The organism is Enterococcus salsurae, assembly GCF_054784955.1.
The window spans coordinates 261,109-279,322 of the sequence record NZ_BAAHWY010000004.1 but is presented as its reverse complement, the minus strand read 5'-3'; the positions used below and the strand labels follow the sequence as shown (position 1 = coordinate 279,322).

Below are 18,214 nucleotides of genomic sequence, written 5' to 3'. Positions count from 1 at the left end.
CGATTGTCCAGAGATAATCAGTTACTAGATGTTCAAAACCTTCATACAGGTTTCCGTATTAAAGATGATTACTATGATGCAGTAGATGGTATTTCTTTCACCTTAGACCGCAATGAGATATTAGCGATCGTTGGAGAATCTGGCTGCGGAAAAAGTACATTAGCAACCACTATTATGGGATTGCATGATCCTAACAACACCAAGATCACGGGGGAAATCTTATATAAAGATTTAAATTTATCAAATTTAAATGAAACCCTGTACAACAAAATCCGCGGCAACGATATCGGGATGATCTTCCAAGATCCATTGTCAGCATTGAACCCATTGATGCGTATTGAAGATCAAATCAAAGAAGGTTTATCTTACCATACCGATATGTCAGCTGAACAGCGTCAAGCTCGGGCATTGGAATTATTAGAACAAGTTGGGATCCCAAATCCACCGCGGGTGGGTCGTCAATATCCCCATGAGTTATCTGGGGGGATGCGGCAACGTGTCATCATTGCTATAGCGATTGCATGCAAACCGCCGATCATCATTGCGGATGAACCAACTACAGCGCTTGATGTAACGATTCAAGCACAAATTTTGGATTTGCTGAAAGATCTGCAAGAAGAAACGCAAACTGGGATTATTTTGATCACGCATGACTTAGGTGTCGTGGCTGAAATGGCTGATCGGGTAGCCGTGATGTATGGTGGACAATTCGTTGAAGTGGCTACTGCAGAAGAATTGTTTTCTAACCCGCAACACCCTTACACACAATCATTATTAAACTCGATCCCACAAGAAAATTCTCAAAATGATGAGTTGCATGTGATTGAAGGCGTTGTGCCTTCTTTGAAAAACATGCCTCGTACAGGCTGTCGTTTCGCTGCACGGATTCCTTGGATCCCTGCAAGCGACCATGAAGAAAATCCGGTATTGCATGAAGTTGCACCGGATCATCTAGTCCGTTGCACGTGCTACAAGCATTTCCATTTTAGAGACGAAGAAGGAGAAGTGTAGATGACAGAATTAATTACAATCAAAGATCTGAAAGTCCACTATCCAATTCGCAGCGGGTTCTTCAATCGCGTCACGGATTTTGTCTATGCTGTAGATGGCGTTGACTTTGTGATCGAAAAAGGCAAGACCTATGGTTTAGTAGGGGAATCAGGTTCAGGTAAATCGACGACTGGTAAAGCAATTGTCGGTTTAGAGAAAGTCACTAGCGGAGAAATCATTTATGAAGGGCAAGACGTGACGAAACGTGCGGCGCGCAAAAAAATGAACTACAATAAAGATGTGCAAATGATCTTCCAAGATTCCATGTCGAGTTTGAATCCCAAAAAACGGGTCATCGATATCATTGCGGAACCATTACGAAACTTTGAACGTCTAAGTGATCAAGAAGAAAAACAACGCGTCAAACGCTTGTTAGACATCGTGGGTATGCCTGAGGATGCTTTGTACAAATATCCCCATGAATTCTCTGGTGGTCAAAGACAACGTTTGGGTGTTGCCCGAGCAGTTGCTTCGAATCCTAAATTGATCGTAGCAGATGAACCTGTATCTGCATTGGATCTATCGGTTCAAGCGCAAGTATTGAACTTTATGAAACGCATCCAACAAGAATTCGGCTTAAGTTTCTTGTTTATCTCTCATGACTTAGGTGTCGTCAAACATATGTGTGACAATATCGCGATCATGTACAAAGGCCGTTTTGTTGAGATCGGATCAAGAGAAGATATTTATCAAGATCCACGCCATATCTATACCAAGCGCTTATTATCAGCTATTCCTCAAATTGATGTAAAAAATCGTGAGGCCCATAAAGAAAACCGCCGTCGTGTAGAATTAGATTACGTGACGCATCAAAAAGATTATTATGATGAAACGGGTCGGGTGTATGATTTGCGGACAATTACCGCATCACATCAAGTCGCATTGAAAAATGGGGGTGCTGAATAATGTGGAAAACAATTCTACGTCGTTTGTTGTTGATGATCCCTCAAGTCATTATTTTGAGTATTTTGATTTTCTTGATTGCACAAGCAATGCCAGGGGATCCGTTTACCGGGTTGATCAACCCAAACCAAGATCCATCTGTAATTGAAAAAATGCGGGAAGCTGCTGGGTTGAATGATCCTTGGTATACTCAATATTTCCGTTGGATCGGTAATGCCGTTCAAGGTGATTTTGGACAAAGTTTTATCTATAAATTACCTGTAGCTACCTTACTATCAGGCCGGATCAGCAATACACTGTGGTTATCTTTGCTGACAGTGATTCTGACCTATCTGATTGCCATTCCATTAGGGATGTTGGCAGGGCGCTACCAAGACTCTTTGATCGATAAAGCAGTTGTTGTCTATAACTTCTTTAGTTTTGCGGTTCCATTGTTTATCTTTGCTTTGTTGGCACTCTTCATTTTTGGGTATCGTTTGGGCTGGTTCCCTACGAGCGGCTCTGTCGTGCCTGGTGTCAGCGGGATGGATGAATTCTGGAGTCGATTGTATCATTTGATTTTGCCATCGATCACCTCAGCTTTATTGGGGACTGCTGTCACGATTCAATATCTGCGCAGTGAAGTCATCGATTCTAAATCACTGGATTTCGTTCGTACAGCACGTTCAAAAGGGGTGCCAACGAATAAAGTATTTTCACGCCACGTCTTCCGAAATGCCTCATTACCGATTGCTTCACAAATGGGCTATGAGATCACTTCATTGATTGCTGGATCTGTGGTTATCGAAAAAATCTTCGCCTATCCAGGTGTAGGTAAGTTGTTTATTGATAGTATCGTACAGCGGGATTACGCCGTGATTACATCGTTGACGTTGATCTTAGGGTTGGCTACACTGATCGGTACGTTGTTATCTGATATCATTATGAGTATTGTCGATCCAAGAATCAGAATCCAGTAATAGGAGGGGATAAGCATGTCTGAAAAGAAAGAAAAAGATTTAAAACAAGAAAGTATCCCGCCTATGGGATTAAAAATGATTTTTCGCGAATTTCTAAAAGACAGAATTGCCATTTTTTCTTTGGTATTTTTAGTCGCAGTTTTACTATTCGTGTTTATTGGTTCGGCGATGATCGATCAAACGCAAGTGATGCGTGTAAGTATCCTTGATAAGTATGCAGTGCCTGGCGCTGTTTCGCCAAACGGCGGCACCTACCTTTTAGGGGCGGATGAAGGTGGCCGTGATGTTTGGGGACAATTGATCATTGGTGCCCGTAATTCGATTTTGATTGGTTTTTCCATTACGATCATTACCTCGATCGTAGGGGTTGGCCTAGGGATCATCTCTGGTTACTATGGCGGCATGATCGACAATATTTTGATGCGTATCGTTGATTTCGTGATGATCTTGCCAATCATGTTGATCATTATCGTTATCGTGTCGATCGTTCCTCGTTATGATGTTTGGACCTTTATATGGGTCATGAGTGCCTTTTACTGGGTTGGGAAAGCAAGGCTTTTCCGAAGCAAAACCTTGTCAGAAGGCCGTAGAGATTATGTTAGTGCGTCGAAAACATTAGGAACCAATGACTTTGTCATTATGTTCCGGGAAATCATGCCCAACTTGAGCTCATTGATCATCACCAACTTAACAATGAACTTTGCAGCCAATATCGGTATTGAAACGACACTAACATTCTTAGGTTTTGGTCTACCAACGAATGTACCAAGTTTAGGGACATTGATTGGGTATGCCAGCAGTGGTGATGTGCTGGTCAATAGACAGTGGATTTGGTTACCCGCGTCAATTCTGATTTTGGTTTTGATGTTGAGTATAAATTACGTTGGTCAAGCATTCAAGCGTTCAGCAGATGCGCGTCAACGGTTAGGATAAACTAAGGAGGATACAGGATGAAGAAAAATATTTTTGGTATGGTCACTCTTTTGTCAGTGTTAGCATTGGCAGCTTGTGGCAGTAATAGTGGTGGAACAGATTCATCTGACGGCAGCAACTCAGCTACTGAAACAGAAGATGTGAGCAACTTCCCAACATCAGTTACAAATGATGCAGATGCAGTGGACGGCGGTACACTTGACGTTGCAGTGGTAATGGATACACAGTTTCAAGGATTGTTCCAAACAGAATTCTATCAAGATGCGTATGATGCTCAGTTCATGTCTCCAAGTAATGAAAGTCTGTTTTTAACAGATGCTGACTTCAAAATCGTGGATGGCGGCGCAGCAAATTTAGAAATCGATCAAGACAACAATACAGCAACAATCACATTGCGTGACAATCTAAAATGGTCTGACGGTGAAGATGTAACCGCAGATGACGTGATTTTCTCTTATGAAGTGATTGGTAACAAAGACTACACAGGTGTGCGTTATGACAGCAACTTCACAAACATCATCGGCATGGAAGATTACCATGATGGTAAATCTGATACGATCTCAGGTATCACAAAAGAAAGCGACAAAGTCGTAACAATTGAATACAAACAAGTACATCCAGGTATGTTACAAGCTGGTGGCGGTGTGTGGGCTTCTGCACTACCAAAACATACGTTTGATGGCATTGCAATCAAAGATATGGAATCAAGTGATCCCGTTCGTAAAACACCAGTAGTATTTGGTCCTTATGTAATGTCTAATATCGTTGCAGGTGAATCAGTAGAATACACACCAAACGAATATTACTATGGTGGTGCACCAAAACTAGATAAGTTATCATTTAAAGCAGTTCCATCTGCGTCAATCGTAGAAGGTTTGAATGCGAAACAATATGATCTAGCTTTGTCAATGCCAACAGATACGTATCCAACATATAAAGACACTGATGGTTATCAAATCTTAGGCCGCCCAGAACAAGCATATACTTATATTGGTTTCAAATTAGGTACATGGGATTCTGATGCTAATGAAGTTGTAACAGATCCAGATGCAAAAATGGCAGACAAATCATTGCGTCAAGCAATGGGCTATGCATTAGACAATGATGCAGTCGGCAGCCGTTTCTATAACGGTTTGCGTACAAACGCAACGACTTTGATCCCACCAGTATTTGGTACATTGCATGATACAGAGATCGAAGGCTATACGTACAACATCGACAAAGCAAACCAATTGCTTGATGATGCAGGCTACAAAGATGTGGATGGCGATGGCATGCGTGAAGACAAAGATGGTGAAAAATTAACGATCAACTTTGCGTCAATGTCAGGTGGCGAAACAGCGCAACCATTGGCTGATTACTACATCCAACAATGGAATGAAATCGGACTAGATGTACAATATACAACTGGTCGTTTGATTGACTTCCAAGCATTCTATGACAAATTAGAAAATGATGATCCTGAAATCGATGTATACCAAGGCGCTTGGGGTACAGGTTCAGATCCATCACCTTCAGGTTTGTATGGTGCGACAGCAGCATATAACTACACACGTTTCTCTTCAGATGAAAACACGAAGCTATTAGAAGCAATCGATTCAACGGATTCATTTGATGATGCAAAACGCAAAGAAGCATTTGATGCATGGCAAGAATATGCGTTTGACGAAGCATTCGTTATCCCAACACTTTATCGTAATCAGGTATTACCTATTTCAGACCGTGTGAAAGATTTTGATTGGGCATACGATGTTGACCATAACCCATGGGCAACTGTTTCTGTTACTGCAGAATCTCGCTAATCTTTGATGGATGAAAGACGTTCCTTTGGGGGCGTCTTTTTTTGTGGGAGTTGACCCTTTATCGGACAAGGATCTTTATTATCAGAATAGCTGCATAAATTTTTCTTACATACAAGGCAAGTTTTTAGATGAAACATTTCATAATTCAGCAAAAACCAGTATAATAAGGAAGTGTCAACTAAAGAATAAAGGAATGTGGCAGATGAATACACAGCTAACGAAAGAACTGAAAGAAAAGTTTGGTATTGTGTTCCATGATGTTGATTTATTAGAACAAGCTTTTACCCATTCATCTTATGTGAATGAGCACCGCAACTTACACTTGTCAGACAATGAACGGTTGGAATTCTTAGGTGATGCTGTCTTAGAGTTGATCGTTTCGCGCTATTTGTATCGGGAATTACCAGATCTGCCTGAAGGCAAATTAACAAAATTGAGAGCAGCGATCGTTAGAGAAGACAGCTTGTCGATGTTTGCCAAAGATTGTCGGTTTGATGCGTCGATCCGACTAGGCAAAGGGGAAGAGAATTCCGGCGGACGCAAACGTCCTTCTTTGTTATGCGATCTATTTGAAGCCTTTCTGGGCGCATTGTATTTAGATCAAGGACTAGAAAGTGTGGATGGCTTCTTGACACAAGTTGTCTTTCCGAAAGTCAAAGCAGGTGCTTTTTCCCATGAGATGGATCATAAAACACGGTTGCAAGAAGTCTTGCAAAAAGGCGGCGATGTCGCAATCAATTATCGTTTGATCAAGGAAGCAGGTCCTGCCCATGAACGAATTTTTTGGACAGAAGTCTATTGTGATGATACGTTGATCGGTAAAGGACAAGGGAAATCAAAAAAATTATCAGAACAAGATGCAGCAGCCAATGCGCTCGCATCCCTGGAACAATAAGAGAGGAATGGCGGAGTGTATTTAAAACGAATAGAGATTGCCGGCTTTAAATCCTTTGCCGACCGCACAGTCATCGATTTTGAACACCGAGTGACTGCTGTTGTCGGACCAAACGGCAGCGGCAAGAGCAACATTACCGAAGCGATTCGGTGGGTTTTAGGAGAACAATCTGCCAAGAATTTACGAGGCGGTAAAATGCCTGATGTCATTTTCGCGGGTTCAGATTCTCGCAAAGCACTAAATATAGCTGAAGTAACCATTATTTTGGACAACAGCGATCACTATTTACCATTGGATTACAATGAGATCAGTGTGTCGCGTCGGTTAAGACGGACGGGTGAAAGTGACTTCTTTTTGAACAAACAATCCTGTCGCTTGAAGGATATCCAAGAATTGTTTATGGACTCTGGATTGGGGAAAGAATCCTTTTCCATTATTTCTCAGGGGAAAGTGGAGGCCATATTCAGCAGCAAGCCAGAAGACCGTCGCGGCATTTTTGAAGAAGCGGCAGGTGTTTTGAAATATAAACAGCGTAAGAAAAAAGCAGAGCAGAAATTATTTGAAACTGAAGATAACCTGAGCCGCTTACAAGATATCATCTATGAATTGGAAGATCAGCTGTTGCCGTTGGCGGCGCAAAGCGAAGCAGCCAAAAAGTTTTTGGCATTGAAAGAACAACTGACGACGATCGATGTGGCCTATACGGTGATGGAGATTGCCGAAGCCAAAGCAGCATGGGAATTGGCGAAAACGGAGTTGGCTGCATGTAATCTGCAGCTTGAACAAATTGCCACCCGAATCAACCAAGGGGAACTTTCATTGCATGAGTTGCGTCAACAACGAACTGCTTTCGATGAAACCCTCGAAAAAATCAATCAACAGCTTCTTACGGCTACAGAGGGCTTGACACAAGCAGAAGGGCAAAAAGAACTGTTGGATGAACGCTCGAAACATACCCAAAAGAGCGCCGAAGAGTATCAAGAGAATTTGGATGAAGTCATAGAAAGAAGCGATCTCCTAAACGAGGAAAAAAGCGAACTGATTGCGGCGCTCTCGCAAAAGAACCGCAGCATCCAAGAAGTGGAAGCCCAAATTGCGGCAACCCGCAAAGACCAAGCAAAGTATCAACGTTCTGCCAAAGAAATCATCGAAGAATTGCGCAGTCAATATGTGGAAGCCATGCAAGAGCAAGCAACGGTTGGCAATGAATTGAAATATTTGGCTCGCCAATATCAGCAAGAAACGGCTAAAAATCAATCTGCTCTGACAAGGCAAACAGAAATGAACACAACGCTGCAAGAAAAAGAAACCGAAGCCGCGTTGGTGACTGAACAGCTGACGACCGCAAAGACTGCACTTGATGCGCAGCGCAATCAATACATCCAAGTACAAGAAAAAGCCCAGCATAATCAAGCACGTTTTGAAGAAGCCCAGAAGAAAATGTATGCATTGATGAATCAAGTGCAGCAAGTTCGCGCAAAGCAGCGTAGTTTGCAAGACATCCAAGAAAACTACAGCGGTTTTTATCAAGGGGTTCGTTTGGTATTAAAGAATAAACAGCACTTGGAAGGAATCGTCGGAGCCGTAGCAGAGCTGATCGATGTCCCTCAAGACTATACGGTTGCGATCGAAACAGCACTGGGCGCTTCGGCACAACATGTGATCGTGGAAAATGAACGCGATGCCCGCAATGCCATCACTTACTTGAAAGAAAATCGTGGCGGCCGTGCAACATTCTTACCGTTGACGACCATCAAAGCCCGCCATTTGCCTGAATATGCCCGTAACCAAGCACAGCAAGTGAATGGATTTATCGGTGTTGCTAGTGAGCTGGTTGAGTCGCCGGCATCGATTCAGACAATCACAGACAATCTTTTAGGCAGCATTTTGATTGCTGAGGACTTACAAAGTGCCAATGCGTTGGCCCGGGCGCTGAATTACAGCTATCGGATCGTTTCGCTAGAAGGTGATGTCATGAATGCCGGAGGTTCGATGACCGGTGGCGCAACCAAAAAGAACGCGGGCAGCTTATTCAGTCAGAGCAATGAATTGCAGCAACTGACTGCGCAAGCAGCACAATTAGACGAACGGCTGCAAACGACTGAAAAACAAGTGCAGCATTTTGAAGCAGCCGCTAAAGAAGCGCGCGCAGCCCTAGATACGTTGCGCACCCAAGGTGAAGAAGCCCGCATGACGGCACATGAACTGCAAAATCGGTTGGATCATCTGCAACAAGAACTTGACCGCCTGCAAAAAGAACAGCAAGTCTTTGCTTTTGAACATCGGGAAGTACAAGCCTTCTTCGAAGAGTATGCGGAGAAGAAACAAGACTTAGAAGAACAACAGCAGCATATTACTGCCCAATTGACAAAAATCGATCAAGATATACGTCAAATGAATGTTGAAGAAGACTTGATTGAAGAAAAACGACAACAATTGTCAGAAGATGTGGCACGTTTGCAGGCAGATTTTGCGGTTCAGAAGGAGCAAACTGCGCATTTACAGCAAAAAATAGCCGCTAACGCGCAAGCCATTGCCGAAAATGAAGATCGGCAACGGGTCTTGACACGGCAAATACAAGCACTCTCCAGCAACGCCAGTGACCATGGATTCTCAGAAGAAGCCCTTTTGCAGCAAATCAAGGAATATGCGGTCGCCAAGGATACCTTAACGGAAGAATTGGGGATGATCCGCACCAAGCGACAAGCGCTGCAACTGAAGATTGGCACCTTGGACGAAGCATTAAGCAGTGCCAATTTAGAACAAAAAGAGCAGTTGTCACAAAAAACGGCGGTTGAGATCGAAAAAAATCGCAGCGAATTAGTGATGGATAATCGCTTGTTGTACCTGCAAGAAGAATACAACATGACGTATGAGAAAGCATCACAAGATTTCGCGGCAATCACAGATGCTGTTGCAGCCAAAGAAGAAATCCAAACATTAAAAACTGCCATCGATGAGATAGGGCCAGTCAATCTAAATGCGATCGAGCAATTTGAGCAAGTCAATCAGCGTCATGTATTCTTGACTGGGCAGCGTGATGATTTATTGACCGCTAAAGCACAGCTTTTTGATACGATGTCCGAAATGGATGAAGAAGTCAAGACCCGTTTTGGCGAAGTGTTTGATGCCATTCGTTTACAATTCAAACAAGTTTTTCCCAATATGTTTGGCGGCGGTCACGCAGAACTTGTGTTGACAGATCCTACTGATTTGTTGAACACAGGAATTGAGATCGAAGCCCAACCACCAGGAAAAAAACTGCAAAACTTAAGTCTGCTTTCAGGGGGAGAACGAGCTTTGACCGCTATTGCACTTTTGTTTTCGATCATTCAAGTGCGCCCTGTACCATTTTGTGTATTAGATGAAGTAGAAGCTGCATTGGATGAAGCCAACGTGTCTAGATTTGGTCATTATCTCAGCGCCTTCCAAAATGATACGCAGTTTATCGTGGTGACCCACCGTAAAGGGACTATGGAAGCTGCTGATGTACTATATGGCGTGACTATGCAAGAATCTGGTGTCTCCAAAACCGTTTCGGTACGGTTAGAAGAGGTTCGTGAAGGTGGACGTTTCGCAGCCGCGCAAGAGTAGAGGAGTAGAAGTGATGATTAAATTGATTGCCATTGATTTAGATGGAACATTATTAAACAGTAAAAAAGAAGTCACGAGCCGCAACAAACAAGCGCTGGCCCGTGCCAAAGCCCAAGGGGTCAAAGTCGTTATTTGTACGGGACGTCCATTGCGGGCAATTAGACCGTATTTAGATGAATTGTCACTAAAAGATGCCGGAGATTACAGTATCACTTTCAATGGCGGACTGGTGCAAAAAAATGAAACGGGTGAAATTATTGAAAAAGCGGCGATGCAGTTGGCCGACGTTCATGAATTGATCGCTGTGGCTGAAGGGTTGAATTTGCCTTTAGACATCGTATCAGAAGAGATCGTCTTGAGTTTGCCTACCTCAGCTGAGCATTTGTCGATCTATGGCTCGTTGAATCCGTTGTTGGATTGCCGTCCATTTGCCATTGATGCTTTAGATGAAACCAAATTATACAACAAGGCCGTGATTGCCTATCACCAAGAAGTATTGGATCCTAAAATACCTGCGATCCCAGCAGAAGTTAGTGAAAAGTTCGAAATCATCAAAAGCCGCCACAACTTACTGGAATTTATGCCAAAAGGTATCACGAAAGCTTATGGTATCAGTTTATTGGCTCAGGACTTAGGGATTGATCAATCTGAGGTCATGGCGATCGGCGATGAAGAAAATGATTTACCAATGATTCGTTATGCCGGCATTGGGGTAGCAATGGACAATGCGGTACCGATGATCAAAGATGCCGCAGATGTTGTGACAGCCTCGAATGAAGCCGACGGTGTCGCGCAAGTGATCGAAAAATATGTCTTAACAGGAGGTGCTTGATATGGGATTTTTTGATAAAATCAAAAAAGCGTTGGTTGGAGAATCAAAAGATACAGAAGAAATAGCTGAGCCTGTTGTGCCTGATAATGAAACAGCACCATCTAGCCATGAAGCGAGTGAACCAGCCCCTGATTCACCAGTTTCCGATGAAGAGGTTCTTGGTGATGAAGAAAATCAAGCAGATGCACTTGCGGACTCGCCAGAAGAAGTACCAACTGTGCAACCACCAGCTGAGGCACCGATAACGACCCAACAGTCTGTTACACCAACGCCTGAAACGATTCCTGAAACGATTGAAAAAGAAACTGTGCAAGATAAATACACCAAAGGGTTGAGTAAGTCACGCAAAACGTTTGGCCAACGGATGAATGAACTGTTTGCCAATTTTCGGACTGTCGATGAAGATTTCTTTGAAGAAGTGGAAGAAACATTGATTGGTGCCGATGTCGGGTTCGATGCAGCGATGAAAATCGCTGACGCATTAAGACAAGAAGTCAAACTGCGAAATGTCAAAAAAACGGCAGAAGTGCAAAATGTGATCATTGAGAAGCTGGTGGATCTTTATGGTGAAGCAGGTGTCGATGAAGTCAATACATTGAATATGCAGCCTGATTTGACGGTCATCTTATTCGTGGGTGTCAATGGCGTAGGCAAGACCACCAGTATTGGGAAATTGGCCCATCAATTCAAGGCTGAGGGCAAGAAAGTCTTATTGGCCGCAGCAGATACCTTTCGTGCAGGGGCCATTGATCAATTGGTCGTCTGGGGTGAACGGGCAGGCGTTGAAGTGGTTCGCGGCAATGCTGGCGGAGATCCAGCAGCGGTGGTATATGATGCGATGGCGCGGGCCAAAGCGGAAAATGCTGATGTCTTACTTGTAGATACAGCGGGACGATTGCAAAATAAAGTCAATCTGATGAATGAATTGGAAAAAATCAAGCGGATCATCCACCGAGTCGATCCAAGTGCGCCTCACGAGGTTTTACTTGTATTGGATGCGACAACCGGTCAAAACGCCATGAATCAAGCCAAACAGTTCAAAGAAACAACGGATGTGTCTGGTCTTGTTTTGACCAAGTTAGATGGTACAGCCAAGGGCGGAATCGTATTGGCGATCCGCAATGAGTTGCGTTTGCCAGTCAAATTGGTCGGTCTAGGAGAAGGCATTGATGATTTAGAGCCGTTTGATCCAAATGAGTTTGTCGTAGGTCTATTCAAAGGATTGATCAAAGACTAAAAAAGAGCCATGTGTCGGGATATTCCCAATACATGGCTCTTTTTTATTGTTAATAAACCTGTGATGGTCAATTGAAGAGATGCTGTCATATAGGCCAAGACCCTTTCCAGCAAAGACAAAAGATGCCTCACAATCAAGTGTACGCAGACCGAGTATTTCGGGAAGCAGTCTTTCACAAACTTAGATTGCAAGTAACGACAAGGGCAAGTGGCTTACTTTGTTAGTTCTCCTTGGCGGTCTTTGATCAATTTCTCTAGTTCGTTCAACGTGTCGATCTCTTTATTGGTCTCAATAAAGTTGGTGATCAAGTTTAGTAACGATTGGTCAGACAATTCGGCAGCAAGAAAATCTTCTTGCGTCACATTTGGCGCGTACAGGCGCGTCAACACGGTGCCGCTATAACCGATATCGGCTACTTTCAATAAATCATGATTTTTTAATTTGCGTACAACAGCTTGAATCGTATTCTTGCTGAGGTCTTGCTGCTGGACAGCAATGTCGTTTGCAGAAAGGGGTTTTTCTGCATTCCAAAAAATATTCATGATCTGGCGTTCGCGTTTGGTAAGATTAAGTGGTTTCATTCACTATTCTTCCTTTCAAAAAGAGTAATATAGACATAATAATTTACTGTTATATAATCAGTATACTTTATTTTGTAGGTAAATATCAAATTTATTCAAGTATTTTATAAATTCTTGGTAATTTTGTTAACAGTTAATGTAAAAAAGAGGAACAAATTTGTTTAATTTTCATATTTTTTGTCTATAATAGAAGAGAATATGAATGATCAAACTAAAAACAAGTAGAAATTTAGAGGATACCTACATGATGATAAAAAACATTTTAAAACAAAAAGCACTTTTCCCTTATTTACTAAAAGGCCGTTATGGAATCGAACGGGAGGCGCAGCGGGTTACGCTGGCAGGAGATTTTTCTGGTACCGATCATCCTGCAGTGTTAGGCAATCGCAGTTTTCATCCCTATATTCAAACGGATTTTGCCGAAAATCAATTAGAACTGATCACACCTGTAGCAGATACGGTAGATGAATTGTTTCGCTATTTAGGTGCGATCCACGATGTGGCCTATCGGTCAATGGCGCCAGAAGAAATGTTATGGCCATTAAGCATGCCGCCAGCTTTGCCCCAAGCAGAAGCAGGCATCGTGATTGCTAAATTAGACCAGTTTGAGGATGTCTTGTATCGCCGCTATTTGGCGAAGACCTATGGCAAACGTAAGCAAATGGTCAGCGGTATCCATTTTAATTTTGAGTTTGCGGATCGTTTCCTCCAACAGTTGTATGAAGCAAGTGATCAGGCAGTAGACTATCAATCCTTCAAGACAGCATTGTATTTGAAGGTTACCCGCAATTATTTGCATTATCGTTGGTTTTTGACCTATTTCTTTGGGGCAACCCCCACCTCGGAAGCCAACTATTTCACAGATGAGCAGCGGCCGACAGAGCCTGTTCGCAGTATCAGAAACAGCCGTTATGGCTACACCAATCATCCGGATGTGACGGTATCTTATGGGTCCCTAGAAAACTATCTTGGGGATATAGCTGCGCTTGTGGAAACCGGCAAACTCTCGGAAGAGAAAGAATTCTATGCGCCGGTTCGTTTAAGGGGCGGCCGTCGCGTTGCAGACCTTGCTGAAGCGGGCATCCGATACATTGAGATACGCAATATTGACATCGATCCTTACGCTGCCTATGGTATCTCGAAAGAACAAGTGCGTTTTTTACACTTCTTTTTGTTATTTTTAAGCACCAAAGATGAAGGCGCTGATCTAGACGAATGGGTCAAGATAGGGGATCGAATGAATGATACTGTTGCGCTGGAACATCCATTGGCTCAAACAGCTTATCTGCAAGAAGCGAAAGAAATAGTCGCAGAGTTACACAGCTTTGCGGCTGAATTGCAATTGCCAGAAGTGCCTTATTTGGCGCAATTAGGCGATATGCTGGAAAATCCTGCGTTGACTTTTGCCGGCAAGCTCTTTCAAGCAAGTCAATCCGCCGGTCAAGCGGCAGTCGCAAGAGAACTAGGTGTGACATATCATCAATCTGCATGGGCCAGACCGTATCAATTAGCTGGTTATCGCACGCTAGAATTATCTACGCAAATTTTGATGTTTGATGCGATCCAAAAAGGAATCAAAGTAACAGTTTTAGATGAAACAGATCAATTTTTGCACTTGCAAGCAGGGGATCATATTGAGTATGTCAAAAACGCCAATATGACAAGCAAGGATCAATATATCGTCCCATTGATCATGGCCAATAAGACGGTGACGAAGAAAGTATTGGCAGAACATGGCTTTCACGTTCCTAGCGGTGCTGAATTTGCAACGGCTGCGGCGGCAATCGATTACTACCCGCATATTGCGAAAAGCGGCTTTGTTGTCAAGCCTAAAACCACCAATTATGGACTGGGTATTTCAATTTTCAAAGAAGGGGCTTCTTTGGCTGACTATCAGGAAGCTGTGGCGATTGCTTTTGCAGAAGATCAATCGATTTTGGTTGAATCATTTTTGGCTGGAACGGAGTACCGCTTCTTTGTTATCGATGGACGGGTCGATGCGATTTTGTTGCGGATCCCTGCAAATGTCGTGGGAGATGGCCGACAAACGATCGAAGCATTGGTCAAAGAAAAAAATCTTGATCCCTTACGTGGTTCACATCACCGGTCACCGCTGGAATGGATCCAGCTAGGCAATCTGGAACAGCTGATGCTCAAAGAACAAGGCTATACGATAGGCTCCGTTCCGCCAGAAGGACAAATCGTTTACTTGCGGGAAAATTCAAATATCAGTACCGGCGGCGATTCGATCGATGTCACGGATGATTTCAATGAGGATTATAAAGCGATTGCCGCAGCGGCAGTGGCAGCATTAGGGGCAGCGATTTGCGGCATCGATCTGATCATTCCTGATAAGACAAAACCCGCTGACAGCGAAGGTGCGTATGGGATCATAGAAGCCAATTTCAATCCAGCGATGCATATGCATGTATATCCTTATAGCGGAGCTGGCCAACGCCTGACAATGTCTGTTTTGCGGTTGTTGTTTCCAGAAGTATTTGATGCTTCAAATTAAATGAACATGAACTGACAAAAGACCAACTGATCGATCGCAACGGTTGCGTGATCAGCTGGTCATTTTGTTGTATAGTTATTGGAAAGCCGTAATTTCAATAGTTTGTTTTGTTTCTTCCACAACAAGTCCGGTTCGATTTTCCCACCATTGCTTCATGGCGGTTTCGTAAGACGTAGGGAAAGTCTCGATGATCGTTAATAAAGGGACATCTTCTAACGAAGCGTAAGGGAAATTCAGCACCAGATTGTATTTTAGTTCTGACAGCAAACTGTAATATTGGAACATCATAAAATGCATCTCAGTCAAATCGTCCGAAGCCAGGACTTTAGGTGCCCGGTCCAGCATAAAACCAAGACTGCGCATCATAAAAAGCACGCCGTCTAAATGGTCGATCTCAATGGAAGTCACGGTTTTAAGTATATCGATATGACGATCCAGTACAATCAATAATTCTTGTTTCAATTCGCCAAAAGCAGGTTCATTCGTAGACATGATAGTTCCTCCTAGTGAAAAATATTGTGCCAAAATGATGTTTTGTGTTTTTCCTCAGTCTTTGGTTCGACAGGTGCGGACGGATATTTTTGTTCAATATCGATGACTGTCTCATTGACCGCTTCTTTGGCGGTAACCAGCAGACCGATACTATCAGGTGCCGCATCTTGGGCATCAGAAACCACGCGAAAATCCATCTGCTGTTTTGTTAGTAAGGTGATATAAGTGGTTTGGATCGATTCCGGCAACTTGCCATTCAGCAAGACCAATTGTTGTTGAAAATGCGGTAATGCAGAAATCAACGTGTCTTGGTTGTCCTTCTTCTTCATTTCTGCTACTGTCATACTTAGATAACATCGTTCACGAAATGTGCCTAAGTATTTGCGCTGCTCATCAGGGTTGATCCGAGGTGTTCCGTACATGCCTGTATCCAGGCGTTTTTCTAGTTCATCTGCCATAATAGCCTCCTTAAGCGTTTTCTTTAAGACTATTATACCATACGCGCGAGCTGCATAAGAACCTGTATGTCAATGCGTAATTTCAGGGAAAGAAAGTAGGGAAAGTCATGGAAAAAAAAGAAAAACATCAGCTATTGCTTGCCATGCATCAAATGATCGATACACCGCGTTTGCTATTGCGCCCAGTGACATTGGCAGATGCAACAGACATGTATGCATATGCCAGCGATGAGGAAACAACGAGATTCGTTTTTCCACAGCATCAATCATTAGAGGAGACAAAATTGAGTATTGCGACCTATTTCATAGCTGATCCTTTAGGTAAATTTGCCATTCAAGACAAGTCATCTGGGAAAATGATCGGCACGATTGACTTGCGTGTGGATTCTGCGAAAGAAACAGCAGAAATCGGCTATACCCTCAGCCGGCTGTTTTGGGGGCAAGGAATGATGCCAGAAGCAGTGATGACATTGCTGCACTTCGGGTTTGACACATTGGATTTGGTTCGCATTTATGCCTTGCATGATGTACGGAATCAAAAATCTGGACGCGTTATGGAAAAAACGGGTATGAAAATCGAAGCCACGATTCCATCTGCCCGCAGTGTACGCGGACAAGTAGTGGATGAAGTGATGCGAGGAATCACCAAAGATGAATGGATGAAGCGCGTGATGTAAAGGAGTGAGCCAATGGAGATAGAGATCGCACAACAGGCTGCTGAAAAAATCAAGGCAGTGATGCACGTCAATGACCGCTTGTATTTTGTTGGAGAGGAGTGGTGGGATCCTTTTCCTGCGACGACCACCGCATCGGTGGAGGTGGACCTGCGATTGATCGTAGCCCCTGAGCGCTATCCGTTGTCCAAACAATCGCCTTATACAGTGAAGTGCCAAACAATGATTGGTGTGATTTGGACAACGGAAGAAATCAATCAAGCATATCCTGAACCAATACAGCTGACCCTTGCAGCTGCCCATGGTGGCTTACAGTTGACGACAGCAGATCAAATGACCGAAGGGGTGCAGTTGTTGCGGGTCGAACAGCACACAGCAAAAGGATCAGCATCATGGGAAGACTAGCCATCATCAGCGACTTGCACATGGATATCAATCATTTGACACCCGTTCATTTTCAGCAGATAGCCGATCATTTGAAACAACAACAAGTCGATCACCTGCATCTGGCAGGGGATATCGCGAACAAAAAAGAGCGGGCATTATCTGTGATCGATTTTTTTCAGCATCAAGGACTATCGGTGACGTTCCACTGGGGCAATCACGAAATGATTGATTTAGCGGAAGATGAAATTGAAGGATTCACGCATCCCTCTTTTCTTAATTTTCATACCTATCCACTATCTGACACCTGTGTATTATTGGGTGTCAATGGTTGGTACGATTACCAGTATTCTGATTTAACAAATGAAAAAGACATTCTACGATTAAAGCAGCTCTTTTGGTATGACCGCATGATCCATCGACAAGGAACAGATCCGGCAATCAGTCATGAGATCAATCAGCGGCTGCGAGAAGTATTGACAACTATACCAACAGATAAGCAGGTGATCTTATCTACGCATTTTGTCCCTCAATCGGTGTTTATTGTACGCCAAACGGGGAAATATGCCCGTTGGAATCATTTGAATGCTTTTTTGGGCTCTCCTGATTTTGGCGCAGTGCTTGCTGACTTCCCACAAGTCCAAGACGTTGTTTTTGGCCACACCCACCGCCGTTTTGCACCAAAATGTATCGCAGGTGCCTGGTACCATTGCCGTCCTTTTGGCTATTACTATGAATGGGAGATGACGCGGCGTTTTGTCAAGGAAAGGCAATTGACTGATTCTTTTCAACCGACAAAAATCCGCGGTTTGCTGCGGCAGCATGACGATGATTTCGCGGCGTACAAGCAAGCGCATTTGATTGAAGAACTGGAACAAGGTATCACCTATATTGATTATTAATTT

16 protein-coding genes are annotated in these 18,214 nt (G+C 43.4%); 13 read left to right on the top strand and 3 right to left on the bottom strand.

What is annotated here, in order from left to right:
- Positions 1-3 precede the first annotated feature (3 nt).
- The 9 genes from ACYVRS_RS11445 (at position 4) to ftsY (ending at position 12,205) form a co-directional block, all read left to right on the top strand.
- Entirely contained in the window at positions 4-1,011 is a 1,008-nt protein-coding gene (locus ACYVRS_RS11445) for an ABC transporter ATP-binding protein (protein WP_054115726.1), read from the top strand.
- Positions 1,012-1,956 (top strand): ABC transporter ATP-binding protein, encoded by a 945-nt coding sequence (locus tag ACYVRS_RS11440; protein WP_054115727.1) that lies wholly within the window; start codon positions 1,012-1,014, stop codon positions 1,954-1,956. It begins immediately after the preceding gene.
- Complete coding sequence (gene opp4B / locus ACYVRS_RS11435) at positions 1,956-2,912, top strand: oligopeptide ABC transporter permease (RefSeq protein WP_461198727.1); 957 nt, start codon at positions 1,956-1,958, stop codon at positions 2,910-2,912. The genes ACYVRS_RS11440 and opp4B overlap by 1 nt, the downstream gene beginning before the upstream one ends.
- A 15-nt stretch (positions 2,913-2,927) precedes the next feature.
- Complete coding sequence (locus ACYVRS_RS11430) at positions 2,928-3,845, top strand: ABC transporter permease (RefSeq protein ID WP_461198729.1); 918 nt, start codon at positions 2,928-2,930, stop codon at positions 3,843-3,845.
- A gap of 17 nt (positions 3,846-3,862) precedes the next feature.
- A complete protein-coding gene (locus ACYVRS_RS11425; protein ID WP_461198730.1) occupies positions 3,863-5,647 on the top strand; it encodes an oligopeptide ABC transporter substrate-binding protein in 1,785 nt (594 codons plus the stop codon).
- Positions 5,648-5,849: 202 nt separating this feature from the next.
- Positions 5,850-6,542 carry a ribonuclease III gene (gene rnc, locus ACYVRS_RS11420; protein ID WP_054115740.1) on the top strand — a complete coding sequence of 231 codons (693 nt, stop codon included), beginning with the start codon at positions 5,850-5,852 and terminating at the stop codon, positions 6,540-6,542.
- A gap of 15 nt (positions 6,543-6,557) precedes the next feature.
- Positions 6,558-10,136: a chromosome segregation protein SMC gene (gene smc, locus ACYVRS_RS11415; protein ID WP_461198731.1), complete on the top strand. Its 3,579-nt coding sequence runs from the start codon at positions 6,558-6,560 to the stop codon at positions 10,134-10,136.
- Positions 10,137-10,149: 13 nt separating this feature from the next.
- Positions 10,150-10,968 carry a Cof-type HAD-IIB family hydrolase gene (locus ACYVRS_RS11410; protein ID WP_054115742.1) on the top strand — a complete coding sequence of 273 codons (819 nt, stop codon included), beginning with the start codon at positions 10,150-10,152 and terminating at the stop codon, positions 10,966-10,968.
- A 1-nt stretch (position 10,969) separates the two neighbouring features.
- The gene (gene ftsY, locus ACYVRS_RS11405; protein ID WP_461203390.1) at positions 10,970-12,205 is read left to right on the top strand and encodes a signal recognition particle-docking protein FtsY; all 1,236 of its coding nucleotides are present in this window, start codon (positions 10,970-10,972) and stop codon (positions 12,203-12,205) included.
- Between the two features lie 212 nt (positions 12,206-12,417).
- On the opposite strand, the gene ACYVRS_RS11400 is transcribed toward ftsY, so the two are convergent.
- The gene (locus ACYVRS_RS11400) at positions 12,418-12,786 is read right to left on the bottom strand and encodes a BlaI/MecI/CopY family transcriptional regulator (RefSeq protein ID WP_054115744.1); all 369 of its coding nucleotides are present in this window, start codon (positions 12,784-12,786) and stop codon (positions 12,418-12,420) included.
- 244 nt (positions 12,787-13,030) lie between these two features.
- Between ACYVRS_RS11400 and gshAB the strand changes: the two genes are divergently transcribed.
- Positions 13,031-15,301, top strand: a complete 2,271-nt coding sequence (gshAB, locus tag ACYVRS_RS11395) for a bifunctional glutamate--cysteine ligase GshA/glutathione synthetase GshB (protein ID WP_461203389.1) — start codon at positions 13,031-13,033, stop codon at positions 15,299-15,301.
- A gap of 75 nt (positions 15,302-15,376) precedes the next feature.
- Here the strand turns inward: gshAB and ACYVRS_RS11390 are convergent, their stop codons facing one another.
- Positions 15,377-15,793: a hypothetical protein gene (locus ACYVRS_RS11390; protein ID WP_054115745.1), complete on the bottom strand. Its 417-nt coding sequence runs from the start codon at positions 15,791-15,793 to the stop codon at positions 15,377-15,379.
- An 11-nt stretch (positions 15,794-15,804) separates the two neighbouring features.
- Positions 15,805-16,251 (bottom strand): YueI family protein, encoded by a 447-nt coding sequence (locus ACYVRS_RS11385; protein ID WP_313538572.1) that lies wholly within the window; start codon positions 16,249-16,251, stop codon positions 15,805-15,807.
- A 107-nt stretch (positions 16,252-16,358) separates the two neighbouring features.
- On the opposite strand from ACYVRS_RS11385, the gene ACYVRS_RS11380 reads away from it, so the two are divergent.
- From ACYVRS_RS11380 to ACYVRS_RS11370, 3 genes are read left to right on the top strand one after another with little or no spacing between them, the layout of a single operon-like run.
- Positions 16,359-16,928, top strand: a complete 570-nt coding sequence (locus ACYVRS_RS11380; protein WP_313538570.1) for a GNAT family N-acetyltransferase — start codon at positions 16,359-16,361, stop codon at positions 16,926-16,928.
- A gap of 12 nt (positions 16,929-16,940) precedes the next feature.
- Positions 16,941-17,330 carry a hypothetical protein gene (locus tag ACYVRS_RS11375; protein ID WP_312498686.1) on the top strand — a complete coding sequence of 130 codons (390 nt, stop codon included), beginning with the start codon at positions 16,941-16,943 and terminating at the stop codon, positions 17,328-17,330.
- Positions 17,318-18,211, top strand: coding sequence for a metallophosphoesterase (locus ACYVRS_RS11370; RefSeq protein ID WP_313538568.1), 894 nt, complete (start codon positions 17,318-17,320; stop codon positions 18,209-18,211). The genes ACYVRS_RS11375 and ACYVRS_RS11370 overlap by 13 nt, the downstream gene beginning before the upstream one ends.
- Positions 18,212-18,214: the final 3 nt, after the last annotated feature.

Excerpts from the sequence above, each read along its gene's own strand:
- ACYVRS_RS11410 (WP_054115742.1), top strand. The coding sequence starts at position 10,150 with ATGATTAAATTGATTGCCATTGATTTAGATGGAACATTATTAAACAGT.
- ACYVRS_RS11430 (WP_461198729.1), top strand. The coding sequence starts at position 2,928 with ATGTCTGAAAAGAAAGAAAAAGATTTAAAACAAGAAAGTATCCCGCCT.
- ACYVRS_RS11380 (WP_313538570.1), top strand. The coding sequence starts at position 16,359 with ATGGAAAAAAAAGAAAAACATCAGCTATTGCTTGCCATGCATCAAATG.
- opp4B (WP_461198727.1), top strand. The coding sequence starts at position 1,956 with ATGTGGAAAACAATTCTACGTCGTTTGTTGTTGATGATCCCTCAAGTC.
- ACYVRS_RS11400 (WP_054115744.1), bottom strand. The coding sequence starts at position 12,786 with ATGAAACCACTTAATCTTACCAAACGCGAACGCCAGATCATGAATATT.
- ACYVRS_RS11385 (WP_313538572.1), bottom strand. The coding sequence starts at position 16,251 with ATGGCAGATGAACTAGAAAAACGCCTGGATACAGGCATGTACGGAACA.
- ftsY (WP_461203390.1), top strand. The coding sequence starts at position 10,970 with ATGGGATTTTTTGATAAAATCAAAAAAGCGTTGGTTGGAGAATCAAAA.
- ACYVRS_RS11390 (WP_054115745.1), bottom strand. The coding sequence starts at position 15,793 with ATGTCTACGAATGAACCTGCTTTTGGCGAATTGAAACAAGAATTATTG.
- ACYVRS_RS11370 (WP_313538568.1), top strand. The coding sequence starts at position 17,318 with ATGGGAAGACTAGCCATCATCAGCGACTTGCACATGGATATCAATCAT.
- ACYVRS_RS11425 (WP_461198730.1), top strand. The coding sequence starts at position 3,863 with ATGAAGAAAAATATTTTTGGTATGGTCACTCTTTTGTCAGTGTTAGCA.
- rnc (WP_054115740.1), top strand. The coding sequence starts at position 5,850 with ATGAATACACAGCTAACGAAAGAACTGAAAGAAAAGTTTGGTATTGTG.
- ACYVRS_RS11375 (WP_312498686.1), top strand. The coding sequence starts at position 16,941 with ATGGAGATAGAGATCGCACAACAGGCTGCTGAAAAAATCAAGGCAGTG.
- gshAB (WP_461203389.1), top strand. The coding sequence starts at position 13,031 with ATGATGATAAAAAACATTTTAAAACAAAAAGCACTTTTCCCTTATTTA.
- ACYVRS_RS11440 (WP_054115727.1), top strand. The coding sequence starts at position 1,012 with ATGACAGAATTAATTACAATCAAAGATCTGAAAGTCCACTATCCAATT.